This window comes from Micromonospora sp. NPDC049891, from assembly GCF_040660295.1.
Taxonomy (GTDB): domain Bacteria; phylum Actinomycetota; class Actinomycetes; order Mycobacteriales; family Micromonosporaceae; genus Micromonospora.
On record NZ_JBFAML010000035.1, the window covers coordinates 15,674 to 40,355 of the forward strand.

At 70.0% G+C, this 24,682-nt stretch carries 17 protein-coding genes; 9 read left to right on the plus strand and 8 right to left on the minus strand.

Annotation, left to right across the window (positions count from 1 at the left end):
• The 5 genes from AB0I71_RS28890 to AB0I71_RS28910 form a co-directional block, all read right to left on the minus strand.
• Nucleotides 1–1,035 (minus strand): lactonase family protein, encoded by a 1,035-nt coding sequence (locus AB0I71_RS28890; RefSeq protein WP_357589921.1) that lies wholly within the window; start codon nucleotides 1,033–1,035, stop codon nucleotides 1–3.
• Between the two features lie 127 nt (nucleotides 1,036–1,162).
• Entirely contained in the window at nucleotides 1,163–1,765 is a 603-nt protein-coding gene (locus AB0I71_RS28895) for an ATP/GTP-binding protein (protein ID WP_357589923.1), read from the minus strand.
• Complete coding sequence (locus tag AB0I71_RS28900; protein ID WP_357589925.1) at nucleotides 1,746–2,135, minus strand: DUF742 domain-containing protein; 390 nt, start codon at nucleotides 2,133–2,135, stop codon at nucleotides 1,746–1,748. Before AB0I71_RS28900 ends, AB0I71_RS28895 begins: the two co-directional genes overlap by 20 nt.
• Nucleotides 2,125–2,544, minus strand: a complete 420-nt coding sequence (locus tag AB0I71_RS28905) for a roadblock/LC7 domain-containing protein (protein ID WP_357589927.1) — start codon at nucleotides 2,542–2,544, stop codon at nucleotides 2,125–2,127. The genes AB0I71_RS28900 and AB0I71_RS28905 overlap by 11 nt, the downstream gene beginning before the upstream one ends.
• Nucleotides 2,544–5,387 carry a nitrate- and nitrite sensing domain-containing protein gene (locus AB0I71_RS28910; RefSeq protein ID WP_357589989.1) on the minus strand — a complete coding sequence of 948 codons (2,844 nt, stop codon included), beginning with the start codon at nucleotides 5,385–5,387 and terminating at the stop codon, nucleotides 2,544–2,546. Before AB0I71_RS28910 ends, AB0I71_RS28905 begins: the two co-directional genes overlap by 1 nt.
• Nucleotides 5,388–5,684: 297 nt before the next feature.
• Between AB0I71_RS28910 and AB0I71_RS28915 the strand changes: the two genes are divergently transcribed.
• The 3 genes from AB0I71_RS28915 (at nucleotide 5,685) to AB0I71_RS28925 (ending at nucleotide 7,803) form a co-directional block, all read left to right on the plus strand.
• Entirely contained in the window at nucleotides 5,685–6,281 is a 597-nt protein-coding gene (locus AB0I71_RS28915; protein ID WP_357589931.1) for a hypothetical protein, read from the plus strand.
• A gap of 10 nt (nucleotides 6,282–6,291) precedes the next feature.
• On the plus strand, nucleotides 6,292–7,269 hold the full coding sequence (locus AB0I71_RS28920) for a hypothetical protein (RefSeq protein ID WP_357589933.1): 978 nt from the start codon (nucleotides 6,292–6,294) through the stop codon (nucleotides 7,267–7,269).
• 153 nt (nucleotides 7,270–7,422) lie between these two features.
• The gene (locus AB0I71_RS28925; RefSeq protein ID WP_357589935.1) at nucleotides 7,423–7,803 is read left to right on the plus strand and encodes a hypothetical protein; all 381 of its coding nucleotides are present in this window, start codon (nucleotides 7,423–7,425) and stop codon (nucleotides 7,801–7,803) included.
• Nucleotides 7,804–8,000: 197 nt separating this feature from the next.
• Here AB0I71_RS28925 and AB0I71_RS28930 read toward each other — a convergent pair whose 3' ends face one another.
• Nucleotides 8,001–9,806 (minus strand): glycoside hydrolase family 6 protein, encoded by a 1,806-nt coding sequence (locus AB0I71_RS28930; RefSeq protein ID WP_357589937.1) that lies wholly within the window; start codon nucleotides 9,804–9,806, stop codon nucleotides 8,001–8,003.
• A gap of 532 nt (nucleotides 9,807–10,338) precedes the next feature.
• Here AB0I71_RS28930 and AB0I71_RS28935 point away from each other — a divergent pair.
• Both AB0I71_RS28935 and AB0I71_RS28940 read left to right on the plus strand, forming a co-directional pair.
• Nucleotides 10,339–11,337 carry a hypothetical protein gene (locus tag AB0I71_RS28935; RefSeq protein ID WP_357589939.1) on the plus strand — a complete coding sequence of 333 codons (999 nt, stop codon included), beginning with the start codon at nucleotides 10,339–10,341 and terminating at the stop codon, nucleotides 11,335–11,337.
• Nucleotides 11,321–12,022 (plus strand): class F sortase, encoded by a 702-nt coding sequence (locus AB0I71_RS28940; protein ID WP_357589941.1) that lies wholly within the window; start codon nucleotides 11,321–11,323, stop codon nucleotides 12,020–12,022. The genes AB0I71_RS28935 and AB0I71_RS28940 overlap by 17 nt, the downstream gene beginning before the upstream one ends.
• 141 nt (nucleotides 12,023–12,163) lie before the next feature.
• Here AB0I71_RS28940 and AB0I71_RS28945 read toward each other — a convergent pair whose 3' ends face one another.
• Nucleotides 12,164–17,218: an NAD-glutamate dehydrogenase gene (locus AB0I71_RS28945; RefSeq protein ID WP_357589943.1), complete on the minus strand. Its 5,055-nt coding sequence runs from the start codon at nucleotides 17,216–17,218 to the stop codon at nucleotides 12,164–12,166.
• A gap of 286 nt (nucleotides 17,219–17,504) precedes the next feature.
• Between AB0I71_RS28945 and AB0I71_RS28950 the strand changes: the two genes are divergently transcribed.
• From AB0I71_RS28950 to AB0I71_RS28965, 4 genes are all read left to right on the plus strand, one after another.
• Nucleotides 17,505–19,460 carry a penicillin-binding transpeptidase domain-containing protein gene (locus AB0I71_RS28950; protein WP_357589945.1) on the plus strand — a complete coding sequence of 652 codons (1,956 nt, stop codon included), beginning with the start codon at nucleotides 17,505–17,507 and terminating at the stop codon, nucleotides 19,458–19,460.
• 245 nt (nucleotides 19,461–19,705) lie between these two features.
• A complete protein-coding gene (locus AB0I71_RS28955; RefSeq protein ID WP_357589947.1) occupies nucleotides 19,706–21,133 on the plus strand; it encodes a prenyltransferase/squalene oxidase repeat-containing protein in 1,428 nt (475 codons plus the stop codon).
• Nucleotides 21,130–22,515, plus strand: a complete 1,386-nt coding sequence (locus tag AB0I71_RS28960; protein ID WP_357589949.1) for a methyltransferase domain-containing protein — start codon at nucleotides 21,130–21,132, stop codon at nucleotides 22,513–22,515. The genes AB0I71_RS28955 and AB0I71_RS28960 overlap by 4 nt, the downstream gene beginning before the upstream one ends.
• Nucleotides 22,482–23,408 carry a hypothetical protein gene (locus AB0I71_RS28965; RefSeq protein WP_357589951.1) on the plus strand — a complete coding sequence of 309 codons (927 nt, stop codon included), beginning with the start codon at nucleotides 22,482–22,484 and terminating at the stop codon, nucleotides 23,406–23,408. The genes AB0I71_RS28960 and AB0I71_RS28965 overlap by 34 nt, the downstream gene beginning before the upstream one ends.
• A gap of 54 nt (nucleotides 23,409–23,462) precedes the next feature.
• Here AB0I71_RS28965 and AB0I71_RS28970 read toward each other — a convergent pair whose 3' ends face one another.
• On the minus strand, nucleotides 23,463–24,650 hold the full coding sequence (locus AB0I71_RS28970; RefSeq protein ID WP_357589953.1) for an arginase family protein: 1,188 nt from the start codon (nucleotides 24,648–24,650) through the stop codon (nucleotides 23,463–23,465).
• Nucleotides 24,651–24,682: the final 32 nt, after the last annotated feature.

Genomic DNA, 24,682 nt, shown 5'->3' on the forward strand with positions numbered 1-24,682 from the left:
TCAGGGCAGAACGCAAGTAGGGCTCGCAATCGGCAACGGCTCCCCGATCGCGACCGGCACGCCCGTCGCCGATTCGACGCGGAAGGTGCGCACCATGTCCGCCCGTTCGTCGGCGACGTAGAGGTGTTCCCCGATGAGCGCGAAGTGACGGGGCCACTCGCCGCCGGTCTCCACCTCCGCCACGAGCTCGGGCAGGCCCGCGCCGATGGCGAAGACGGTTACCGTGCCGACGCCCCGGTTGGCGACGTAGAGGAAGCGGCCGTCCGGACCGATTCCGATCTCGGACGGTTGGACGTGTCCGCCCCGGTCGCTGGCCTCGACCCGGCCCCGCTGGTGCAGCGTCCCGTCGGTCAGCTCGTAGGCCAGCACCGAACCGTCCAGTTCCCCTGAGACGTAGCAGCGTCGCCCGTCGGGGTGTCGGGCCAGGTGCCGCGGCCCCACCCCGGCCGCGGTACGCACCCGGGGCGCTCGTGGTACCAGTCGCCCGGTGGCGGCGTCGAGGTCGTACCGGTAGATCGAGTCGGTGCCCAGATCGACCGCCAGCAACGGCGACGCGCCGGTACCCGGCGAGACCATGTGAGCGTGCGCCCGCTCCTGGCGTTCGGGGTCGGCCCCGTGCCCCTGGTGCTCCACCACGTCGGTGCGCTCGCCGGGCACCCCCTCTGCGTCGAGCGGGAACACCGTCACGCTGCCGCCACCGTAGTTGGCCACGAACAGGTGGCCGCCGCCCGGCGCGACCGCCAGGTGACAGGGCTCCGCGCCACCGGTCGGCCACGAACCGATGGACGCCAGGTCACCGTCGGTCTCGACCCGCCAGGCGCTGATCCGACCGTCGGGCAGTTCGTTCACCGCGTACAGCACCGGGCGGGTCGGGTGGCGGGCGAGGAAGGACGGTGACTCGGTGACCGCGACGGTGCCAAGCGACGTCAGCTCACCCGTACCCGGCTCCCGCCGGGCGGCGACGATGCCGGTGCCCCGCCCTCCGCTGGGCGCGGTGTAGCCACCGATGTGAACGATCTCGCCTCGACCTGCCACCGGTTTCCGCCTCCGCTCGCTCGTCCGCCGATTTCCATCAGAAGCCTTCCCCCGACACGGGCGAATTAGACCTCCGGAGCGCGAACCGGTCGATCCGGTCCGCCCCCGCTGCTGCCCCGCGGTCGGCTCAGGCCGTCGGCACCGGCTCGCCCCGCTGCCGCGCGACGTGCTCGACCAGGGAGATCAGCACGGTCTTGCCGGACTGCCGGTCGCGGGCGTCGCAGAGCACCATCGGCACGTCCGGGTCCAGATCCAGGGCCCTGCGTACCGCCTCCAGGCTGAACCGCCGGGAATCGTCGAAGCAGTTCACCCCCACCACGAAGGGGATGCCCCGCTGCTCGAAGTAGTCGATCGAGGGGAAGCAGTCGGCCAACCGCCTGGTGTCGGCGAGCACCACCGCGCCGAGCGCCCCGAAGGCCAGTTCGTCCCAGAGGAACCAGAACCGGTCCTGTCCGGGCGTACCGAAGAGGTACAGCTGGAGGTCGTCGTTGATGGTGATCCGCCCGAAGTCCATCGCCACAGTGGTCGTCGACTTCGTCTCCACGCCGGAGAGGTCGTCGGTGTCGATGCCGGCACCCGTCAGGATCTCCTCGGTCTGCAACGGCCGGACCTCACTCAACGCGCTCACCAGCGTCGTCTTGCCGGCACCGAAGCCGCCGGCGACGAGGATCTTCAGCGCGATGGGCACCCGATGGCCCCGCCGCTCGCCGTCATAACGCACGGAGTCCATCGACCACCGCCTTGAGGATGTCGTTGTCGGGAAGGTACGTGGCGCGCGGCGGCTGGTGCACGGCGACCAGTCCCCGGGACAGCAGATCACCAAGTAGCACCCGGACCACGCCGACGGCCAGGTCCAGGTCCGCGGCAAGCTCCACGACCGGGGTACCGCGGCCGGCCAGCTCCACCAGCAACCGGTGCTCCGGATGCAGCTCCGGGTAGGCCGCGAGGTCCGGGTCCGGCTTCGCCAGCACGTAGGCGACCAGGTCGAATCCGTCCGCGCTCGGACGGACGCGTCCCCCGGTGAGGGTGTAGGGCCGCACCACCGGCCCGGCGTCGTCGTCGAGCCACTCGTGTCGGTGCCCGGGTAAGTCAGTCCGCATCGGTGGCACCCACCGACGCCCGAGCCGGCACACCCAGGTTCTCGCCCACCCGGGTCACCAGCATCGCCATCTCGTACGCCACCAGGCCGATGTCCGCGTCGGCGTCGCTGGCGACCGCCAGGCACGCGCCCTGCCCCGCCGCGGTGACGAAGAGGTACGCGGACTCCATCTCCACCACTGTCTGCCGGACGGGTCCCCCGGTCAGCTGCCGGCTGGCGCCCCGGGCGAGGCTGGACAGGCCGGAGGCCAGCGCGCAGAGGTGCTCGGCGTCGGCGGTGTCCATGTCGGCGGAGGAGCCCAGCAGAAGTCCGTCCGCAGACAGCACCACCGCGTGCCGCGCGGTCGGCACCCGTTCCAGCAGATCGTCGAGCAACCAGTCGAGATCTGCGTTCTGCCTCGTCGATTGCATCAGGCGTCCCTCTCAGTCACGGTCGGGGATTCCACCGGCGCGGTGCCCGGCGGGGAGCCGGGCGGCGCGGTGGTCCGGTCCTGGCCCTCGGGGCCCGGCTCGGTCCGGTCGGGCAGGTCCACTGAGGCCCCGGCCGGGCGGGTCGGACGTACCGCAGGTGGGCCGCCCTGCTGGTTCGGCGCCACCGGGGGCGCTCCGGCCTGGCCGGTCGGATGCTCGGGCGTCAGCCCGTCCTGGTCGGGGTCGCGGGTGGCGGCGCGCCGACCCCGCGCAGTTCCCGCCTGCAACGCCGACATGACCCGACGAGCCTCCTCGGGGCTTCGCGGTGCCGGATCGCGGTGCGGCCGGACCTGGGCCCGCGACGCCACCACCGGTTGTCGCACGGTCGGCCCGTCGATCGCGGTCGTCCGTGCGGTCACCGGCGGCAGTTGGACGGTCGGCTCCTCCAGCGCACGGTCGCCACGAGCCACGCCCGGCTGCGCGGCGGTCGGTCCGGCGCCCGCTGCCCCTGGAGTGGACGAGTCGGTCCCGGATGGCCGCGCCCCGGTGGCGGAGGCTGACTCCGCCCCGGTCGCGGTGCCCGGCGGGCCGACCGGAGCAGCCTCGGTGCCGGACGGGACACCGTTGACGGCCCCCGGGCCCGGCGCGGTCGGCGAGTCCGCTGTGGCTGGCGCGGCGGCTCGTCGGCGGATCCGACGGGGCAGGCCGTCAGCCTCGGCCGGCCCGACCGTCGAGCTGCCCGGAGCCGCGACCGTCGCGTCGGACACCGCTCCACCCGCCGGGCCGCCGGACGACGCGGACGTGCCACGTGAGCCGGTTCGGGTTCGCGGCCGGGGCACTGTGGTCAGCCGGGTCGCCCGGGCCAGCCTCCGCTGCTCCGGCGTGGCACCCCGGTCGTCGCCCGCCAGAGCCTCCGGGCCGGGCAACGGCGACGGTTCCTCCGTGATCAGCTCGGTCGGGATGAGCACCACAGCGGTGAGGCCGGTTCCCTCCGACCGACGCAACCGCACCCGGACGTCGTGCCGAGCGGCCAGTCGCGCCACCACGAACAGGCCGAGCCGGGCGGTCTCGCTGGGATCGAACTCCGGCGACCGGGCCAGCTTGAGGTTCGCCTCGTCGATGGCCGCCTCGCTCATGCCGAGACCCTCGTCGGTGACGGAGAGGGCGTAGCCGTGGGCCACGTGCTCACCGGAGATCTCGACCCGTGAACCGGGCGGTGAGAACGCCGTCGCGTTCTCGATCAGCTCGGCGAGCAGGTGGATGATGTCGCCCACCACCCGGCCGACCGTGCCGGCGGGCTGCACGGTGGTGATGTCGACCCGGTCGTACGACTCGACCTCGGAGATCGCTCCTCGGATCAGGTCCACCATCGCGACCGGGTTACGCCAGCCCCGTCCCGGTGCCGCACCGGCGAGGATGACCAGGTCCTCCGCATGCCGACGCAGCCGGGTCGCGAGGTGGTCGACGCGGAACAGCTCGGCCAGGTGATCGGGGTCCTCCGCGTCGCGTTCCAACCGGTCGAGCAGGGCGAGCTGCCGGTGCACGAGCCCCTGGCTGCGTCGCGCGATGTTCAGGAAGACGTCGTTGAGGCCACGCCGCAGGCTCACCTCGACCATGGCCGAGCGGATGGCGACCTTGTGCACCTCGGTGAACGCCTGCGCTACCTGGCCGATCTCGTCGGCGCCCCGGTCGGCCACCGATGCTTCCCGCGCCAGGTCGACCTGTTCCCCCTTGCGCAGCCGGTCCACCACCTCCGGCAGGCGCCGTTCGGCATCCGCGAGCGTGCCGCGTACCAGGGTCAACCGCCGCGCGAGGGTGCGGCCGACCCGGACCGCCACCACCAGCGAGAGCACGACGGCGACCAGGCCGAGCAGTCCGGCTGCGGCCAGCCGCACCAGGGTGCGTACCGCCATCGGCACGGACCGGTCGGCCAGTCCGTCCGCCTGGGTCAGTTCGAAGTCCCGCAGCGACTGCTGCACCGTGTCGTAGCTCGTCTGCCACTGCTGCGGATCTAGCCTGGGCCGGGCCGACGGGTCGGCGGCGACGAGGTCGTCCTGCATCGCCCGCAGCCGGCCGAACGCCTCCTGCTCGGTCAGCCGCTGGTACGCGGTCCGGTCCGCCTCGGGCAGGTCGGCCACCGCGGCCTCGGCCAGGAACCGCTGGTTGCCGATGCCCTGTACGAGCAGGGTGTGCTCGCCCTCGGCGAACCTCCCGGCAGTCAGCACACCGGCCAGCAGCGCGTCGGTCTGGCCCAGCAGTTCCCGGGAGCGACCGAGGCTGGTCAGCGCCAGCGCCTCCCGGTTGAGGTCGTGGTCCGGCAGGTTGGCCAGGGCGGTGAAGGTGTGGAAGGCGGAGGAGATCATTCCGCTGTAGAGGCCGACGGCGCCAGCGCGGTCGAGGTCCCGACGATCGATGAAGGCGCGGCCGGCCGGCAGCGCGTCCAACTCGCCGAGGAGCCGATCAAGCCGGGCTTCGAGCAGCTCACCGGCCGCGTCCCGCAGCTTCTCCCCACCGGCCCGCCGATGCAGCTCCGCGATCGCCGCGTCGGTGCGGGTCCGTTGTTCCACAAGCGCCGGCAGCACGCAGTTGGCCGCCGGCTGGCCGCACTCGGTACGGGGCGAGGCGAGGTGCACCACGGAGAGCCGGCGCTCCCGTTGCAGCTCGGCCACCACCGTCTCACCAGGCCGGCCGAGGTCATAGAGGAGGGTACGGGCGGAGAGCAGGTCGAGCGCCGGTCCGAAGGTGAGCGTGGTGGCGAAGATCCACAGCGCCAGCAGGGCGGTAACCGGCACGACGACCAACGCGGTCAGCTTCGAGCGGATCGGCCAGTCGCGGGTGTTCAATCGGACCTCGCCCGGAAGGGTGGCTGGAAGGGCTCCGGCACAGCCGGGCAGCGCCGTCACCGGGGCGCACCCCGGTCGTCCCGCCGGGACGCCGGCTCAGGCGCCTTGGGCAGGATACGTAATCCGCGCCTGTCGCACTACCGTCCGTCGAGACTACCGGTACGTTGCCGAACGTTCCGAGGACGAACCGCTTGTCGGGTTTCGCCCTGCCGGCAACGCGATCGGGGCAGGAAAGTGCTCCGGAACGGGATTGGCGATCAGTGCGTGGCGGGAATACCTGCAGGCGAAGGAGGAGCCATGTCGCCCACGCAGATAGTCGTCACCGTCCTCGTCATCCTGGTGGTCGCCGCCATCGCCGCCGCCGTCGTCGTGGCCGGCCGCCGCCGGGCGCTCCGGCAGCGCTTCGGTCCCGAGTACGACCACGTCGTCGCCGAGCAGGACAGCCGCAGCGCCGCCGAGCGCGAGCTGCGGGACCGGGAACGCCGGCACGCCGAGCTCGAACTGGTCCCGCTCACCCCCGAATCCCGTGCCCGGTACGCCGAGGCATGGGAGGAGCTTCAGGTACGTTTCGTCGACTCCCCCGCCGAGACCGTCGGTCAGGCCGACGAACTGGTCAGCCGGCTGATCGCCGAACGCGGTTACCCGACCGGTGAGTTCGACGACCAGATCGCCCATCTCTCCGTCGAGCACGCGCGCACGCTGGGTCACTACCGCGACGCGCACGAGATCCATCTCCGCAACTCCCGGGGCGAGGCCAGCACCGAGGATCTCCGCCAGGCCGTCGTCCACTACCGCGCCCTCTTCAGCGACCTGCTCGGCGAGGAGCCGCCGGTCGCCACCGGGACGCCGGAACAGCGCCAGCCCGACGCCGCCCATGACGCCACCAACCGCTGAGGAGACCACCATGCGGCAGGAAGAGCAGCAGCTCAACAACGACCACCCGGAGACCGTACGCTCCGCCCCGGTGGCGGTGCCGGACACTGACGACGACCGGGAGACCGGCGAGGACGTCGACACCTTCGACGAGCCGACGGACCGTGACCGGGCGGAGGCCGACCGGGGCCGTCCCTGGGACGGCCGACCGGGCTCCGACAGCGAGCGGGCCGAGTTCAACGAGCCGGGTCCGGTGCCGACCGCCTTCGGTGCGACCACCGTCGGTGGCGCGGTCGCCGCGTCCGCGCTGGCCAGTCCGCGCCCCGAGGACGAGCGCGACCCGCGCGAGGAGGACACCGCCCGACCCGGCGACGGCGCGGTCGACGGCGAACGGGAGGGGCTGCGGGCGGACCCGACGGCCGAGTTCGACCGGACCGGCGACGAGTTCGCCGATGACGTCGACGACCGCGACGTCGAGGCGTCGGCCGACACCGATACGACGGCGGGCGACCGGGTGGCCGACGACCGGGTGGCCGACGACCGCGTCGACGTGGACCCGGCAACGGACGACACCGTGATGGCGACTGCGACGACGGACGACGACACCCGGACGACGACGAAGGACGACACGGCGGCAGCGGGTGGGGCCGGCTACGGCAGCGCCACCCCCGCGATGGTCGACCCCGACACCCAGACCTCGCCTGCGGACACGGCCACCTCCGGGTCGGCGGTGCCGGCCGGAGCGGCGACCCTGTTCGACGACGCGACGGCGCAGGGCTTCCGGGACCGCTGGCGCGACGTCCAGCTGCGTTTCGTGGACGACCCCCGGGCCGCGGCCGGCGAGGCGCAGTCGCTGGTGGAGGAGGCCATGCAGGCGCTGTCCGCCGCACTGGCCGAGCACCGCAACAAGCTCGGCGGCTGGCAGGAGGCCGGCTCGGCCGACACCGAGCAGCTGCGGGTGGCCGTGCGCGAGTACCGGGACTTCCTCGACCGCGTGCTCGGACGCTGACTCGCGGCAGCTCAGCACAGCGACACCAGCCGAAGGCGGGTGCCCCGGGTCCGGGGCACCCGCCTTCGGTGTACCTCCCGCGAGGCATGGCCGCCGCCGGGGCGGGTACGCCCAACAGGGCCGGAGAGCGCCGCGGACAGGAGGGCAGCAGCGATGACGGATCGTGATCGGGAACGACCGCTGGAGGAGCGCCCCGAGGCGGCCGCGGCGGTCGACGACGACAGCACGGTTCCTCAACTGATCACTGGAGGCGGCGCTGACCGGGACAATCCGGCGTTCGCCGAACCGGGTGACCAGACCGGAAACGCGCCGACCGAGAACATCATCGCCGACCCGTACGCCGCAGGGACCGGCGCGACGGGAACCGGGACCGGCGCCGCCGGGGACAACATCCGTACGGGCGCCGAGCAGCCCTGGGAGCCGGAGGATCTGGTGATGGCCCGGGGGCAGGACCTCACCGCCGAGAACATCGAGCGGGCCCGACGCGAACTTGACGAGATCGGTCGCGCCGCGATCGAGAAGACGGTGCCCTGATCCGCCCGCGCCACGGTGCGCCCCCGCTGACGCGGCGGTAGCCGGTTGCGGCGTACCGCGCCGACGCGGGTGACGGCAACCGTGGCGCAGGCGGCACGAGGGGCCCCTGGTCCGACCGGTGCGGTCGGACCAGGGGCCCGGGTGACCTGCCGCCGCAGCGCCTCACCTACTGTCGGCGGCGGGTATGCCTGTGTCCGTCAGGACAGCGGCGGGTAGGCGTTGCGCATCAGCTCGGCGAACTGCGCCGAGAACCAGGCACCCGAGATCGGGGCGTCCGGCAGGGCACCGCTCATGCTGTTGCCGTTGCGGTCGTTACCGGTGTACGTCGGGTCGCACATCCGGTCGAAGCCCTTGCCGTCGTTGTTCGGGATCTCGCGGCTGGAGCCGTCCGACTCGCCCGGGGGCTTGGCCCAGACGTACGCGTCGATGCCGGTCGCCGGCGCGGCCTTCGGCCGCTCGCCCATACCAGCACCGGACTGGTTGCACCAGTTGCCCTTGTGGATACGCCGGTCGACCCGGCCACCGTCCACGTAGGCGTTCACACTGGTCGTCGGTCCCGCAGCGGTGGGCCGGTTGGGGCCGCCCCAGCCGTTACGGGAGGTGTCGATCAGCATGCCGATGCCGCTCGGGAAGCCCTGCCGAACCAGTTCCTGGCGGAACGCCTGAGCGAAGCTCTGCTCGTCGTTGTACTGGTTCCAGTCGATCCAGTCGGACTGCCGCACCGTCTGCCCGTTCACCGAGTCGGTGACCTTCGCGTACGGCTCGATCAGCGCCGAGTAGTTCGCCGTGTTGGTGATGAAGCCGTGCACGTGGTTGACGGTGCTGCCGGAGGCCGTGGCGGCCTCCTTCAGGATCTGGGCGGTCGGGGTGAAGTTGCTGTCCCAACCGAGCCAGCCGTGGTGCCCGGCGTCGACGTAGTTGTAGACGTTCGAGAACGCGCCCAGCTTGGCCAGGGCGTAGCCGACACCCTGCACGTACGCACCGTTGGCCTTGACCGTGTCGCACATGACGGTGCCACCCGGGTTGCCGGAGGTGTTGGTCACCAGGTTCGGCAGCGAGTCGACCTCGATGATGTTGATGATCCTGATGTTGCGGTACTTCGCGTCACCCTGGATCGCCGCGATCGGGTCGATGTACTCGGCCTTGTACTTCGGCAGTTCGTCCGCCTTCAGCTCACCGTTGGAGGCGAGCGCCGCGCAGTCGCGGCCGGGCAGGTTGTAGATGACGAACTGGATGTACTGCGCGTTCTGCCGCACCGCCTCGTCCAGGTGGTCCCGGATCCCCATCGGACCGTTGGACTGGCTGTTGTCGGTGCCCTCGATCGCCGCGATCCGGTCGATCCAGACCGCGGTCGAGATGTTCGACACCCGGTTGCCACCGCTTACCGACTCGGCCTTGGCCTTCCACTCCGGGTTCACGTAGCCCCGGGCGTTCAGGTACGGGTTGTCCACCTTGGTGCCGGGCGGCGGCGTGGTGGGCGGCGGGGTCGTCGGCGGCGGCGTGGTCGGCGGGGGCGTGGTGGGGGGCGGGGTCGTCGGCGGCGGGGTCGTCGGCGGCGGCGTGGTCGGCGTGGTGCCGCCGTTGCAGGTCACCCCGTTGACGGTGAACGAGGTGGGCTTGGGGTTGCTGCCGCTCCACGAGCCGTTGAAGCCGATGCTCGTGCTGGCGCCGGTGGCCAGGCTTCCGTTCCACGACTCGTTCTGCGCGGTCACGTTGCGGCCCGACTGGCTCCACCGGGCCGACCAGCCCTGCACGAGGCGCTGGTTGGCGTCGGGGAACGTGAAGCCGAGCGTCCAGTTGCTGAGCGCGTCGCCGACGTTCCTGATTGTGACGTTGGCGGTGAAGCCGCCCTGCCAGTCGTTCGTCGTGTACGCCACGTCGCACTGCGTCGCCGCGTGCGCGGCGGTCACCGGCAGCGTCACCAAACCGCCCGCGACCAGCGCGCTCGCGCCGGCCAGCGCGACGGCCCGGCGTCGGCCGGACAGCCTTCTCCACACATTCATGCCACTGATCTCCTTGGGCGAGACCGGATCCGCGTACGGCCCGGCACGTGGCCCGAGGGGCGTCCTGCGCGGACGACCGCCGGTACCAACGGGATTCTTCGGGAGCGCCCGACCCGGACGGGCGTTGGTGGTGGTGCGACGACCGGGCTCACCGGTCGGCGGCCAGGTGGTCGTCCGGCGAACCGGATGCCCTCGACACCTGCCTACGCGGTGTGGCTCTGCTCACCGCGTGCAGCGATTCTTGCATGGGAGCGCTTCCATGGCAATGGTTCGATATTTTCGAAACCCTACCGGGACAAATGCCCCATCGGTACCGCAACCACGAAGCCAGCGGCCGGATCAGCCCGTCCAGCTCCCGCTCAGGCACGCGGACAGGTCGGCACTCCCCGGGCAAGTAGCCCGTCAGAACCCGGCAGACCGAACTAATGGCAGAACACGAATTTTTCCCTGCATAAGTCATGAAACGGTCTAACGTCGGTTCTGGCTCGGTTGTTGCCGGCCGCAGGACAACAGGGATGGAGTGACACAGGTCATGGCTAAGAAGATGCTGGGGAAGGTCGTTGCGGGTGCTGCCCTCGGCAGCGCCTCCCTGCTGGTGTTCGCGCCGGGGGTCGCGTACGCCGACGGCCAACCGCACACGGACGAAGGCAAGGTCTTCGCCAAGCCGCACGCGGTCAAGGCCGGCGAAGAGGTCAAGCTCGTGCAGATCTGCAACGAGCCGCAGGAGCACCCCTTCGTCTGGTCCAAGGTCACCGGCAAGGTCAAGCTCAAGCCGGCCCAGGACCGCGGCTCGCGTGGGGACCACAAGGGTTGGGGCGAGGAGAACGGCGCCAGCGAACGCGGCACGGACAGCGAGGGCTGGTCCGGCCACGAACGTTCGCAGCCGGCCGAGGCCGAGTCCGGCAGCGGTTGGGGCGGCGGCGCGGCCGACGTCCGCGACGACTGGAAGGGCGAGGAGCACGGCCAGGACGCCGAGGGTGGCCGCGACTCGAAGGACCACCACAAGAAGGACTGGAAGCGCGAGGACGAGAAGGACAAGAAGGACTGGAAGGGCCAGGCCGAGAGCGACTGGGCCGACGAGGAGTCCACGGGCGGCTGGTCGGGTCGGCACGAGAACGGCTCCGACTCCGCCGAGCACGAGTGGTCCGGCGAAAGTGACTGGTCGGACGAGTCGGGCAAGCGCGACTGGTCGAGCGAGAGCGAAGACCGGTCCGGCAAGCGCGACTGGGCGGCCGACGAGGCCGGCGAGCGCGGCAAGGACGGCGGCTGGGAGCACAAGAAGGACTTCGTCTACTACGGCGAAGCCCGCGTCGCCCGGGACGCCAAGCCCGGCAAGTACAAGCTGGAGGGCTCCTGCGGCACGGGCGAGCTGGTCGTCCTGCCGCACGGTGGGGTCGACGGCGGTGACGGTGGCATCGCCACCGGTGCCGACCGTGGCCTGGCCACCGCCGGGGCGAGCCTGGTCGGCGCGGCCGCCCTCGGTGGCCTCGTGCTGATGCGCCGTCGTCGGGCCGATGAGTTCGCGGCCTGACGCGACGACGACACGGGCCGACGGCCGTCGCGGGGGACCGTGGCGCGCCGTCGGCGCCGCCGTCGTCGTCCTGCTCGCCATGATGGGCTCCGGGCTCATCGGCGCCTCGCTGAAGACCACCGACTCCCCGCGCCCACCGCAGCCCGTGGCCGGTACGACCGATCCGACCCCGAACGGTCCGTTCGCCGAGGCCGACCTCAACGGCGGGGATCAGGTACCGACGGGACTCCCCCGGGCCACTCCCACCACCATCACCATCCCCCGCATCGGAGTCCGCGCCAGCATCATGACGCTCGGCACCAACCCCGACGGCACCGTCCAGGTGCCCCCGCTCGACCAGGCGCTGCTCGCCGGCTGGTACGAGCCGGGACCGAGCCCGGGTGAGCCGGGAAACTCGGTGATCGTCGGGCACGTCGACTCGGCCGCGATCGGTCCCGCCGTCTTCTTCTCCCTCGGCGCCCTGCAACCCGGCGACACCGTCACCGTCGACCGGGCCGACGGCCGCGCGGCGACCTTCCGGGTGGACTCGGTGGCCTCGTACCCGAAGGACGCCTTTCCCACCGAGCAGGTGTACGGCCCCAGCAACCGACCAGGGCTGCGGGTGATCACCTGCGGCGGCCAGTTCGACGAGGCGACCGGCGACTACCCCGACAACGTGATCGTCTTCGCCTCCCTCGTGGCCTGACCCCACCAGGCCACGACCCACCATCCCGCCCGCGCCTCGCCGCCCCCACTTCGCCGATCATGCAGTTGTGGCACCGAACGAAAGCCGCGTATCCGCGCGTTCGGACCGCCACAACTGCATGATCGCGACGGGTTGGAGCGGTCAGGTTGCGGCGGAGGTGCGGACCAGGGTGCGGATCTGGCGGAGGAGGACCGAGAGGGCTGCCAGGTCCGCCCGGGACTCGTCGAACTCGCCCATCGCCCGTTCGGCGCGGTGGATCGAGGTCGCGTTCGACTGCTCCCACTGCTGTACCCGCTCCTGCGGCGGCAGGTCGCCCGGCGTGGAGTCGAGCACCTCCGCGGTGAGGGCGGCGAGCGCGGCGTACAGGTCGTAGCGCAGCGCCATCCGGGCGAGCGTCTGCCACCGGTCCTCGCGCGGCAGCAGGGAGATCTTCGACAGCAGCGAATCCACCCGGAACCGGTCGGAGAGCACGAAGTAGACCGAGGCGACCTCGCCGACGTCCCGCCCGGTGGCGGCGCCGGTCTCCACCACGTCCAGCAGGCCGAAGCTGTACATCAGCCGGGTACTGCGCTCAGCCAGCTCGCGCGGCACACCACGCTCCGTCAGGGAGTCGATGTGCGCCACGATCGACTCGCGCTCACTGCCGTAGAAGAGCGTCTCCATCTTGGGCAGCAGCCGGGTGATCCCGTCCCGCAGCCGGCTGATCTCCGCCGGCACGTCGATCGGCGAGCGGCGGTTGGTCACCAGCCACCGGACCGCCCGGTCGAGCAACCGACGGGTGTCGAGATAGACGCTTGTCTGCAACTCCGGGTCGATCCGGTTGTCCAGCGCCTCGACCTCGTCCCACAGCTGACGCAGTCCGAAGACCTCACGGACCACCACGTACGCCCGGATCACGTCCGCCGCCGTCGCGGCGGTCTCCTCGACCACCCGGAAGACGAACGAGATCCCGCCCCGGTTGATCGCCTCGTTGACCAGCACCGTGGTCACGATGTCGCGGCGCAACCGGTGCCGGTTCATCCGATCGGCGAACCGCTCCCGCATCGGCGTCGGGAAGTAGTTGACGAGCACCTCGCCGGTCCACTCCTCGTCCGGCAGGCCGTCGGTGAGGATCTCCTTCTCCAGGGCGATCTTCACGTACGCCAGCACCACCGCGAACTCCGGCGCGGTCAGCCCGGACTCGGTACGGACCGCCAGTTCCTCGTCCGGCGGCAGCGCCTCAAGCGACCGGTTCAGGACGCCCGCACGCTCCAGCTCGGTGATCATCCGGCGGTGCACCGGAAGCAGCGAGGTCGCCTGGGCCTGCGAGTTGTTGATCGCCCGGGCCTGGTCGTAGTTGTCCCGCAGCACCAGCTCCGCGACCTCGTCGGTCATCCGGGCGAGCAACTCGTCCCGCTCGGGCAGACTCAGCTCCCCGTCGGCGACCGCGGTGTTCAGCAGGATCTTGATGTTCACCTCGTGGTCGGAGCAGTCCACCCCGGCCGCGTTGTCGATGAAGTCGGTGTACATCCGGCCGCCCGCCTGGGCGTACTCGATCCGGCCGTGCTGGGTGAAGCCCAGGTTGCCGCCTTCGCCGACCACCCGGCAGCGCAGGTTGCGACCATCCACCCGGATCGCGTCGTTCGACTTGTCGCCCACCTGGGCGTTGGTCTCGCTGGACGCCTTGACGTAGGTGCCGATGCCGCCGTTCCAGAACAGGTCGACAGGCGCGGTGAGGATCGCCTTCATCAGCTCCTGCGGGCTCAGCTGCTCGACGTCGTCGTCGAGCCCCAGCACGGCACGAACCTGCGGTGAGACCGGCACCGACTTCGCCGTACGCGGATAGACGCCGCCACCGGCGGAGATCAACTCTGGGTTGTAATCCTCCCAGGTGGAGCGGGACAGCTCGAACAGCCGTTTCCGTTCGGCGTACGAGGTGGCGGGGTCCGGGTCCGGGTCCAGGAAGATGTGCCGATGGTCGAAGGCGGCCACCAGTCTGATGTGCTCCGAGAGCAGCATGCCGTTACCGAACACGTCGCCGGACATGTCGCCGACCCCGGCCACTGTGAAGTCCTGGCTCTGGGTGTCGTGCCCCATCTCGCGGAAGTGCCGCTTGACCGACTCCCACGCACCCCGGGCGGTGATGCCCATCTTCTTGTGGTCGTAGCCGGCCGAGCCGCCGGAGGCGAAGGCGTCGCCCAGCCAGAAGTCGTGCGCCGTCGAGATCTCGTTCGCGGTGTCGGAGAAGGTCGCCGTGCCCTTGTCCGCCGCCACCACCATGTACGGGTCGTCGCCGTCGTGCCGGACCACGTCCTCCGGTGGCACGATCTCACCGGCCACGATGTTGTCGGTGACGTCCAGCAGCGCCGAAACGAACTCCTTGTAGCAGGTCACCGCCTCGTCGCGGTCGCCCGGCTTCTGCTTGAGCACGAAGCCGCCCTTCGCGCCCACCGGCACGATCACGGCGTTCTTCACCATCTGCGCCTTGACCAGGCCGAGCACCTCGGTCCGGAAGTCCTCCCGCCGGTCGGACCAGCGCAGCCCGCCCCGGGCCACCGGCCCGAACCGCAGGTGCACACCCTCGAAGCGGGGCGAGTACACGAAGATCTCGAACTTGGGCCGGGGTGCGGGCAGCTCGGGTATCGCCTGCGGGTCGAGCTTGAACGCGACGTACGGCTTGGGCCGCCCACCCACCGGCTTCTGGTAGAAGCTGGTCCGCAGAGTGGCCTGGATCAGGTTCAGGTACGAACGCAGGATCCGATCCTGATCGAGGCTGGCCACGTCGTCGAGCGCGGCGCGGATCTCGGCCACCAGCTCGGCGCCGCGCCGTTCGCGCTGCTCGGCATCGACCGGGCCCGACTCGAACCGCGCCTCGAAGAGCTGCACCAGCAGCGTGGCCAGGTGCGGGTACGCGATGAAGGTGGACTCCATGTAGTCCTGCGAGAACACCGTGCCGGTCTGGCGCAGGTACTTCGCGTACGCGCGCAGCACCACCACCTGACGCCAGGTCAGCCCGGCGCGCAGCACCAGCTCGTTGAAGCGGTCCACCTCGGCTTCGCCCCGCCACGCCGCCGCGAAGGCGTTCTCCACGTGCGGGCGTACCTCGGCCAGCTCCTGGTGACCCTCCGGTAGTCGCAGCCCGAAGTCGTACAGCCAGATCCGGCCGTCGACCCGTTCCACCTCGTACGGGTGCTCGTCGACGACCTTCACGCCGAGCGAGTGCAGCACCGGCAGCACCGCCGAGAGCATCATCGGTTCGCCGTAGCGGTACACCTTGAACCGCACGTCCATCGACTCGTCGACGTCCGGACCCCGGCTGCCGGCCCGCGGTGCCAACTGCTTACGGAACAGGTGCATCTCCAGCTGGCCGGGCTCCTCCAGCAGCTCCAGCTTGGCCAGGTCCTTCATCGCCTCGTACGGCGTGTGCCCGTCCTTGTAGCCCTCCGGGAACGCGTCGGCGTACCTGCCGAACAGGTGCTTGGCCTGCTCGTCGCCGAGCTTGCGTTCCAGCACCAGCCGGTAGTCGTCGTCCCACAACCGGGTGGCGTCGGCCAGCTCCTCGGCCAACAGATCGGCGTCGATGTCGCCGGGCGGGCTCGTCGGGTCGGTACGCACGATGAAGTGCACCCGGGCCAGCATCGACTCGGTCACCCGGGTGGTGTAGTCCACCCCGACGCCGTTCAGCTCACGCAGCAGGATGTCCTGCATGCGCAGCCGGTTCTGGGTGGTGAACCGGTCCCGGGGCAGGTAGATCAGGCAGGAGATGAACCGCCCGTACGCGTCCCGGCGCAGGAAGACCCGCAACTGCCGACGACCGGCCATCCGCAGCACCCCGATGACCGCGTGGTACAGGTCGTCGGTCTTGATCTGGAACAGCTCGTCGCGCGGGTACGTCTCCAGGATCTGCATCAGATCCTTGCCGGAGTGGCTGCGCAGGCTCAGCCCGGAGCGGTCCAGCACCTCGGCGACCTTGCGCCGGACCACCGGCAGCTCCTGGACGCTGGTCCGGTACGCGGCGGTGGAGAACAGGCCCAGGAAGCGCCGCTCGCCCACCACCTCGCCGTTCTCGTCGAAGATCTTGAAGCCGATGTAGTCGAGGTACGCCGAGCGGTGCACGGTGGCCCGCGAGTTCGCCTTGGTGATGATCAGCAGGCGTTTCTCGGTGACCTTCTCGTGCGCCTCCGGCGTCATCGAGGACAACGCGCGCGCCTCCGGCGAGTCCTGGCGCAGGATGCCCAGCCCGGTGCCGAGCACCGCTTCCAACGCCGGCCCGCCCTCGGCCGAGTTCGGCACCAGCCGGTACTCCCGGTACCCGAGGAAGGTGAAGTGGTCGTGCGCCAGCCAGCGCAGCAGCTCGACCGAGTCGGTGATGTCCTTCTCCGGCACCGGTGGCCGGTTGTCGCTGGTCCGTGCGGCGGCCAACTCGTCGGCGAAAGCGAGGGCGCGCTGGCGCATCTTCGGCCAGTCCTCGACGGCCTCCCGCACGTCGGTCAGCACCCGCTGGAGTTCCCGGCGCAGCTTGTCCCGTTCCTCCGGGTCGCGAACCGGGTCGATCTCGATCCGCATCCAGCTCTCGACCAGGTCGCCGGAGATCGCGTCGTCCGGTTCCACGTCGGCGGCGACCTCGACCAGCCGTCCCAGCGGCTCCCGGCGTACCACGACCAGCGGGTGCACCAGCAGGTGAACGTCCAGATGGTGGGTGTTGAGCAGGGCGGTCACCGAGTCGACCAGGAACGGCATGTCGTCGGTGACGATCTCGATGACGCTGTGGTGCTGCTCCGCGTCGGGTGAGTGGATCCGCAGCTTCAACTCACCCGGCACCCGCTGCCGGGCCAGTTCCCGGTGCGCGCGGGCGGCGTCGAGCATCTCCTCGGCGGTGAACCCGATCAGCTCCTCGTCCGGCGCGAACCGCCAGAACCGGCTCACCAGGGTCGCCGCGTCATGGTCATCGCCGGCGAGCGAGACAGCCTGGGCGACCAGGCGCTCGGCGTTGGGCACCGGCTCGTCGAGTTCAGCGTCCTCCGCGTCGTCGGCCAGCGCCTCCGGCGGCAGTCCCAGATCGTAGAGGGTGTCGATGCTCGAACCGGTCATCCCGGTCGCGCCTGTGTCGAGCCGGCCGAAACCGTCCCCGTCGGTCGCCGTGTCGAAACTGTCGTCCCGGCCGGTGTCAGCCTGCCGGAGGTCGGGTTCCGGTTTGATCGCCGGACGCCGGTCCATCGGTGCCACTCCCCTCGACCCACAGCGCTGTGGGTCACTCTGCCGCCAAGCCTAGGCGGGCCGACCGATTTCACCGTCGGCGGACCACCGGCCAGACGTCCGGATCTCCGACGTCGTCCTTTCACCCGTTGCGGTACGAGGTTCGACCGGGTTCGGAGTACCCCAACTGATGTTGTTCATCACACCGTCACGAGACCGTCTTTTCCCCTGACCAGGCCCGACCGGGACAGTGGCCGGTGCGTCGGCGTACTAGCGTGCGGAGCAGCCGACCAGGAGGAAGCACCAGATGTACGTTCCGCGCCGACACCGACGTAGCCGGTCGTCACTGACCGTCGCCGCCACCTGCCTGGTCGCAGCGGCCAGCCTGGTCGCCTGTTCCGGTGAGGACGGCCCGCAGCGCACCGTCGACGCCTTCCTGGACGGCTGGCGCAAGGGCGACCTGAACGCGGTCGGTTTCGTCGACCCGACCGGTGCGAAGATTCCCGCCGGCAACGTCGTCCAGGAGATCCGGGAGCTTTCCGGCGAACTTGTCGACGCTCCGCTCACGCTTACCCGCCAGGGCGATCCCGAGGTCGTCCGGGACACCGCCACCGCCACCGTCCGCACGGAGTGGACGCTGCCGGGCGGGACGACCTGGGCGTACGACCGGCCGGTGCGACTCACCCAGGGCCGCGACGACCAGTGGCAGGTGATCTGGGAGCCGCAGATCGTCCAGGAACAGCTCACCCGGGGCGACCGACTGGGGGTGCGGCGGGAACGGGCGCCCCGGGCCACCGTGCTCGACGGCGCCGGCGAGCCGATCGTGGCGCCGCGCGACGTGGTCCGGGTCGGGTTGCAACCCAACGAGGTGACAGACGTCAAGGCCATGATCCGCGAGTTGGATGCCGCATTCCGCGCCGTCCGGCCGGCGATCAACCCGCCGGTCGACCTGTCAGATCTGCCCAAACGACTCAAGGAGGCCAAACCAGACGCATTTGTCGAGGTGGTCACCCTACGCGACGAGGCGTACCGGCAGATCAAGCCACGCATCTACCCCTTGTCGGGGACGAAGTTCCCGACCGACAAGCTTGACCTCGCACCCACCCGCGAGTTCGCCCGGGCGGTGCTCGGCAGCGTCGATCCCGCGTACGCCGAGGACCTCGCCAAGCACCCCGACCGCTACTCTCCCGGCGACCTCGTCGGCCACGGTGGGTTGCAGGGCCGCTGGGACGAGCGGCTGCGCGGCGTACCTGGGCTGACAGTCGTCATCAACCGTCCCGGGCCGGACGGCACCGTCGAGCCGACCGGCACCGAGGTGTTCCGCAGCGAGCCCCAGCCCGGTCAGCCGGTTCGTACCACCCTCGACGTGGCCACCCAGAACGCCGCCGACCGGGCGCTGCGCGGGGAACGCCGACGGTCCGCGCTGGTGGCCGTACGGATCAGCGACGGTGCCGTGCTCGCCGCCGCCAACGGCCCCGGTGCGGCCGGGGAGAACCTGGCCTTCACCGCGCAGGTGCCACCCGGCTCGACCTTCAAGATGGTGAGCGCGTTCGGGCTGATCGAACGGGGTGCGGTGACTCCCGACACCACCGTCGCCTGCCCGAAGACGTTCACAGTGGACGGGCGCTCCTTCAAGAACTCCAACGACTTCGCCCTCGGCGAGGTGCCGTTCCGCACCGACTTCGCCAAGTCGTGCAACACCGCCTTCGCCGCGCTCGCTCCTCAGTTGGGCGCGGACGGGCTCGCTGCCGCCGGACGCACCCTGGGCCTGGAGGGCGAGTGGGGTGACCTGGGCCTCGACGCCTTCACCGGCAAGGTGTCGACGGGCGGCGGCGCCACCGAACAGGCCGCCGCGGCGATCGGTCAGGGTACGACAGTGGTCAGCCCGCTGGCCATGACGGCCGCGACCGCTGCGGTGGCTCGGGGCACGTTCCTGCCACCGCAGTTGCTCGTGGATCCCGCGCCGGAACGGGCCGCCGAGCCGGGGCCACAGTTGAAGCCCGAGGCGGTCAAGGCCGTCCAGGACATGATGCGCGAAGTGGTTACCAGCGGCTCCGGCACGGCGTTGCGGGATGTGCCAGGTGAGCCGGTGCACGGCAAGACCGGCACCGCCGAGTACGACGACAACCCCGAGAACACCCACGCCTGGTTCGTCGGTTGGCAGGGCGATGTCGCCTTCGCCGTCTTCGTCGAGAAGGGCGGCTCAGGCAGCGGCACCGCGGTACCGATCGCGGAGCGCTTCCTGCGCGCCCTGCCCCGGTGAACCAGAGTTCCCGCACGCCGAATTTCAGTTCTGTCGGATGTACGCCAATTGCTTGTCCACCGAGTTTCGGCTATCCGAAGGTTGCGTCCACAATCGATCGACCAGCGCAACACGTCACCGCCCATGGGCGGGCATCCACCTCACAGGCAACCAAACGACTTTGACGCCCTTCGCCTTCTTCGCCGCAGGGTAGTCAGCACTCGGACCACCCGGTACGGTGCCTGAACGGGCATGAGCAGAACGCCGTGCGTGAGCTGGCCACCGACCAATCGGTGCGTGACATATCCGGCGACGACGGCACGTGCTCCTCCGGCCCGCAGTCGACGATACCGTGTGACCCTCGGCATGGAGATCAATTGACACAATCAGCGGGCAGCCTCTCCGGCTCGGAGATCACAGGTGCTATTGACCGAGCACTCGACTGCCTCCGAGTCAACTTCCGGTCATCCAACAAGGCAGCAGGGTGGTACCACTTCCTGGACGATCCTGCGCCGGGCATCACGGCCTCCGCAGTGGGGCTGTTTACCTTCCGGCTTGCCGGCCAGGAATTCGAGCGAGTCGATGAGATCATCAAGTATCTGATCGACCATCAGGTCGTCGAACCGCCCGAACGGGCTGGTGGTTGGGCGGTTCGGACCACCAACGGCTTTCCGATCATCGAGGCAACGGCCTGGGTCGTACGCGCCCTGAGCCCTCCCGGCACCGGCCGGCTCGCAGCCTCAGAGTCCCTACGGGCGGGCGTGAGCTTCCTCGAACGAAGCCAGAACACCGACTTCGGCTGGGCGTCCTACGCTGGTCAGCCCTCCCGCGTCTTCCACACCACACTGTGCATGCTGGCGCTACAGGAGTGCGGCGGGCCCCCCTCGGTCATCGACAATGCCAAGAAGTGGCTGATCGGAGCCCAGAGCCCGGACGCTCCGGCATGGGGTCCTCTGCCGGGCACCGCACCGACCCTACTGCACACGAGTTTCGCACTGCTCGCCCTCGCCAGACTCGAAGGCGCGCTCAGCGTGAATACCATCAGCAAGACCGCCGACTGGATTCTCGACCGCCTGGTACCCGGCGAACATGCGGAACGGTCATCGACAGTGGAGGAGTTCGACGTCCCGTACCCCGACGGGAGCCGTCAACTCGTGTTCCAGAACGCCCTTCCGCACTTCGCCGGTCCCATCGCCGTGACCGCGCTACTGGCGGCAGGTGTCGATCCTCTACAACCCAAATTGTTCAGCACGGTTTCGGCCATCGTGCAAGACCAGGGAAAGACCGGGGCGTGGGAGCTACCCCGAAGTCCTCTGAGGGAATCCATCTGGGCGATCTGGCCGTTCGTTTCGGCGTTGTCCAAGATGCGCGAGGCGCTGTTCGCCGGCCACACAGGGGAAGCACAGTTGCTGTATCCCGGTTGTGCCCTCATACAAACCCAGACCAGCGCCAAGAAGCTGACCAGTGCCCTGCTCATGCGCAACGTCGTCGTGGGCTGGATGCGCCGCCACCGGCTGGCGTTGGTTCTGTGGCTCATAGGAGTCGGCTACTCGATCGGCGCGGTCATCCTCTATTCCGTCCGCGCCGTGGACCGCACGGAACTCCTGGTGGGTCTGATCCTTCCCGCGCTGCTGCTCATCTTTCAACTGGTGTGGGGCGCTCGGGGTCGGCTACGTGGAGGACAGGGACCGTGACCACAAATGATCCTGAGCCGCCCGACAACTGGAACCCCGCGGAGGGCCGGGACCGACCGAGTGATGAGGCAGGCAGGGGGTCGGTGACAAGGGTGGCAAGATCGCACACCTGCGAGCTGTGCCAGGAGGTAGAGCACAACGCTGCCGCCTCCTCCGCACCGGGCACCCGGCAGCACCGGCTGATCATGCGCGACTCAGGCATGGACGTCATGGCGGGACTCGGTTCGCTGGTTCCGGGCTACGCCCTTGTCGTACCGCACCGCCATGTGCCCAGCAGCGGCGACCTCCTACCGGAGGAGCGATCCCTGTTGCACGGGACGGCACGCTCGGTCGCGGCACTCATCCAACGGGTCTTCGACTGCCGCGTGGTAATGGTCGAGCACGGCTCGTCCGGCAAGGAGGTCGCCCAGCGAGGCGGCGGGTGTATCACACACTGCCACCTCCACCTTTTTCCGTTACCCGTGACGGCCGACCCGCAGAGCCTGGTGCCACCAGGTTCCCGGGTCATTCACGACTTGGAGCCGCTGGCTGCGGCTGCCTCGCGGCAGGAGAACTACTACTTCTGCTCCTGGCTACCCTCGACGCGCTATCTGACCTCGAAGCCCCCGCCGGTCTCGCAGTACGCACGTCGCGCCTGGGCACGTCTGGTGAATTTGTCGGATATGTGGGATTGGGCAGCTTTTCCCTATATTGAAAACTGCCACATCACTATCAGTGAGCTCCGACGGAACGAGGCCCGGGTGAGTCACACTACGGAGATCGATGTCATAAAGGAGACGATCGCCGCGTACGAGGCCAACGCCGTGGGGTACGCGGCCGCCACCGACTCGTTCGCCGCCAACTCCACACTCCCGAGCCAAATCGACGAGTTGCTCGAAGTGACCGAGGGTCCCGTGCTCGATGCTGGCGCGGGAGCCGGACGGGACGCCCATCACATGGCCCGGACCGGCCGCCCGGTGATCGCCCTGGACGCCTCCGCCTCCCTACTCGGGCAAGTGAGGTGGAGCGACGAGTTCCACCGGGTCGTGGCAGACATACGAGCCCTCCCCCTCGCCGACTCCTCCGTCGGCGCCATCTGGTGCTCGGCGGTGCTACTGCATCTCGGTCAACAGGACATACCGAGGGCCCTCGACGAACTCCACCGGGTGTTGCGGCGGGGCGGGCTCATGCAGGTATCGGTCAAGGAGGGCCGGGGGGTGGTTAGCGAGCCACTGGGGCGATCGGGAGCGATACGACACTTCTTCTTGTACGAATTATCTGATCTATGTACGTTCGCGAACAACGCCGGCTTCGACGTCACCCGGGCGTGGACTGAGGAGGAGGACAGTTCGGGCCGGACGCTACAGAGGTGGGCGAAGACGCTACTGAAGAAGACCGACTGAACGTGCTGCCGCATCTTCATCTTCATCTGGAACCCGAGCGACGCAAGCGGGCACAACTTGGCCTGCGCAACGCAGCGCGGCACCGGAACTCAGCAGCGGCCTTCTTCGCTTCCCACGACGTGCGCAACCGAACCCGACTACCCGTTACGCGGGACGACCTCGGTGCGTTTATTCGGGCGATTCACGCCGAGCAGCGACGCGAACAGGTCGACTACGCCGAACTGCGGCTCTCACCCCGCAGGTTCCTGCTGGATGGGCTGCCCCTTGAGGAGTTCCTGCACACCGCGCACGCTGCGATGCAGCCGCTCGAAGGCCCCACCATCAGAGGAATTCTCCTGGTCAACCGCGACAGCGACGAGGAATTCCTGGAGCAGTGCACCGCCCGTCTGGGCGATCTTCCCACCACTTTCGTCGGTGTCGATCTTGCCGGTGACGAAAGTCGACACTCCGACATCACCGCCTTTCGCGGCCTGTTCACCGCCGCCAGGGCACTGGGGCTCGGTGTCACCGTGCACGCTGGCGAGTTCGGCGATCTCGACGGCATCTGGCGCGCACTTGACGAGTTGGGCGCGCAGCGGCTGGGCCACGCACTGGCCGCCGCCCGCAGCCCGGCCCTGCTTGAACGGCTTCGGGACGACGAAGTCCTGATCGAGGTGTCCCTCTCATCCAACCTGGCGCTCGGCGCCGTCACGTCGGTTGCTCTGCACCCCGTGCGCGTCTTCCTTGACGCGGGCATACCCGTCAGCTTCAACACCGACATCCCGATGGAAAGCCGTTCGACACTGCCGGGAGAACTCGCTCTGGCGGCAGAACTGCTCGGCCTGACGACGGAGGAAGTGGTCGCGGTTCAGCGGGAGGCGGCACGCTTCGTCTTCCGAACATCCGCATGCTGAGGTCCCAGCTTCCTTGTCGCGCAGTGGGTCGGCCGCCGGCCCCGTCAGGCGACATCAGTGGGAGAGGACGTCTTCGTCGTCCTCGATCGTGCGAGCTGGCGTCGGCGACTCCGCGAGTTCACCGGGGCTCGGACCAGCTGACCCGACGTGTTCCGGCGCCGTGTCCGTCCGTGAGCGGGCAGTATCCGGTCCGCCATCGATCGGTGCGGCGGATGCCGTCACGGCGTCGCCGTCCGGGCCGGGACCGACGAGATCAGGTGTATCGGATTGGACCGGCGACCTGGAGGACGGCAGCCGCTCAGGCCGGAGCCGGGGTGCCGCCGAGCCGGGGGTCGTCACCGGGCGCAGGCCGGACACCACGGTGTTGACGATCTCCGCGGCGTACGCGCCGTCCGAATCGTAGTCGGGATCGAACACGGTCAGCTCGACACCGAGACAGTGCGGGGTGTCGACCAGACCGGCGAGCAGGATCTCCAGCTCGGCGAAGGCGATGCCACCCGGGTCAGGAGCGTCGACGGCCGGCATCACTGCGGGGTCGAGCACGTCCACGTCGACGTGCACCCAGTAGCCGGCGCAGTCGGCGAGTTGCTCGTGCGCCCACTGGGCGGTACGCGCCGCGCCCTCGGCGCGCAACGCCGGCACCGGTCGGGTGATGATTCCGGCGGCCTGGAGGTCGAGCCGGTACTCGTCCTGCGCACGGATGCCGAGCACCACCACGTCGACGTCCCGGAAGTAGGGCCGTCGTCCCTCGATGGCCGCCAGGTCGGCCTGACCCCGGCCGGTGACGAGGGCGAGATCCTCGCCCGCCGCCGCGCCCACGTACGAGGCGTTGCCGGGGTGCCGGAAGTCGGAATGGCCGTCGACGAAGACCAACCCGATCCGGCCACCGACCGCCTCGCCCAGCCGGTGCATGGCCAGGGCCGAGCCGAGCAGGATCGAGCAGTCACCGCCGAGGACCACGGGGAACTCTCCCCGGTCGATGATCGCACCGATCCGGTCGGCCAGTGCCGCGGAGTAGTCGGCGATCTCCCGCGCGTGGCAGACGCCGTCGCCGGGTCGCCAGTCACCCGCGTCGTAGCGGGGCGGGGTCAGGCAACCCGCGTCCCGGGCCCGCAACCGGGGCAGCAGACCCTGGTCGCGTAGCGCACCGGGTGCCTTCCCGCAGCCCGGCACGGAGGTGGGCGTGGGCGGGCGCAGACCGAGGTTGCTCGGCGCATCGAGGACGGCGATCCGGCGCATCATGGGCTCCCGTCCTCCGGTGTGGGGGGCGGGCC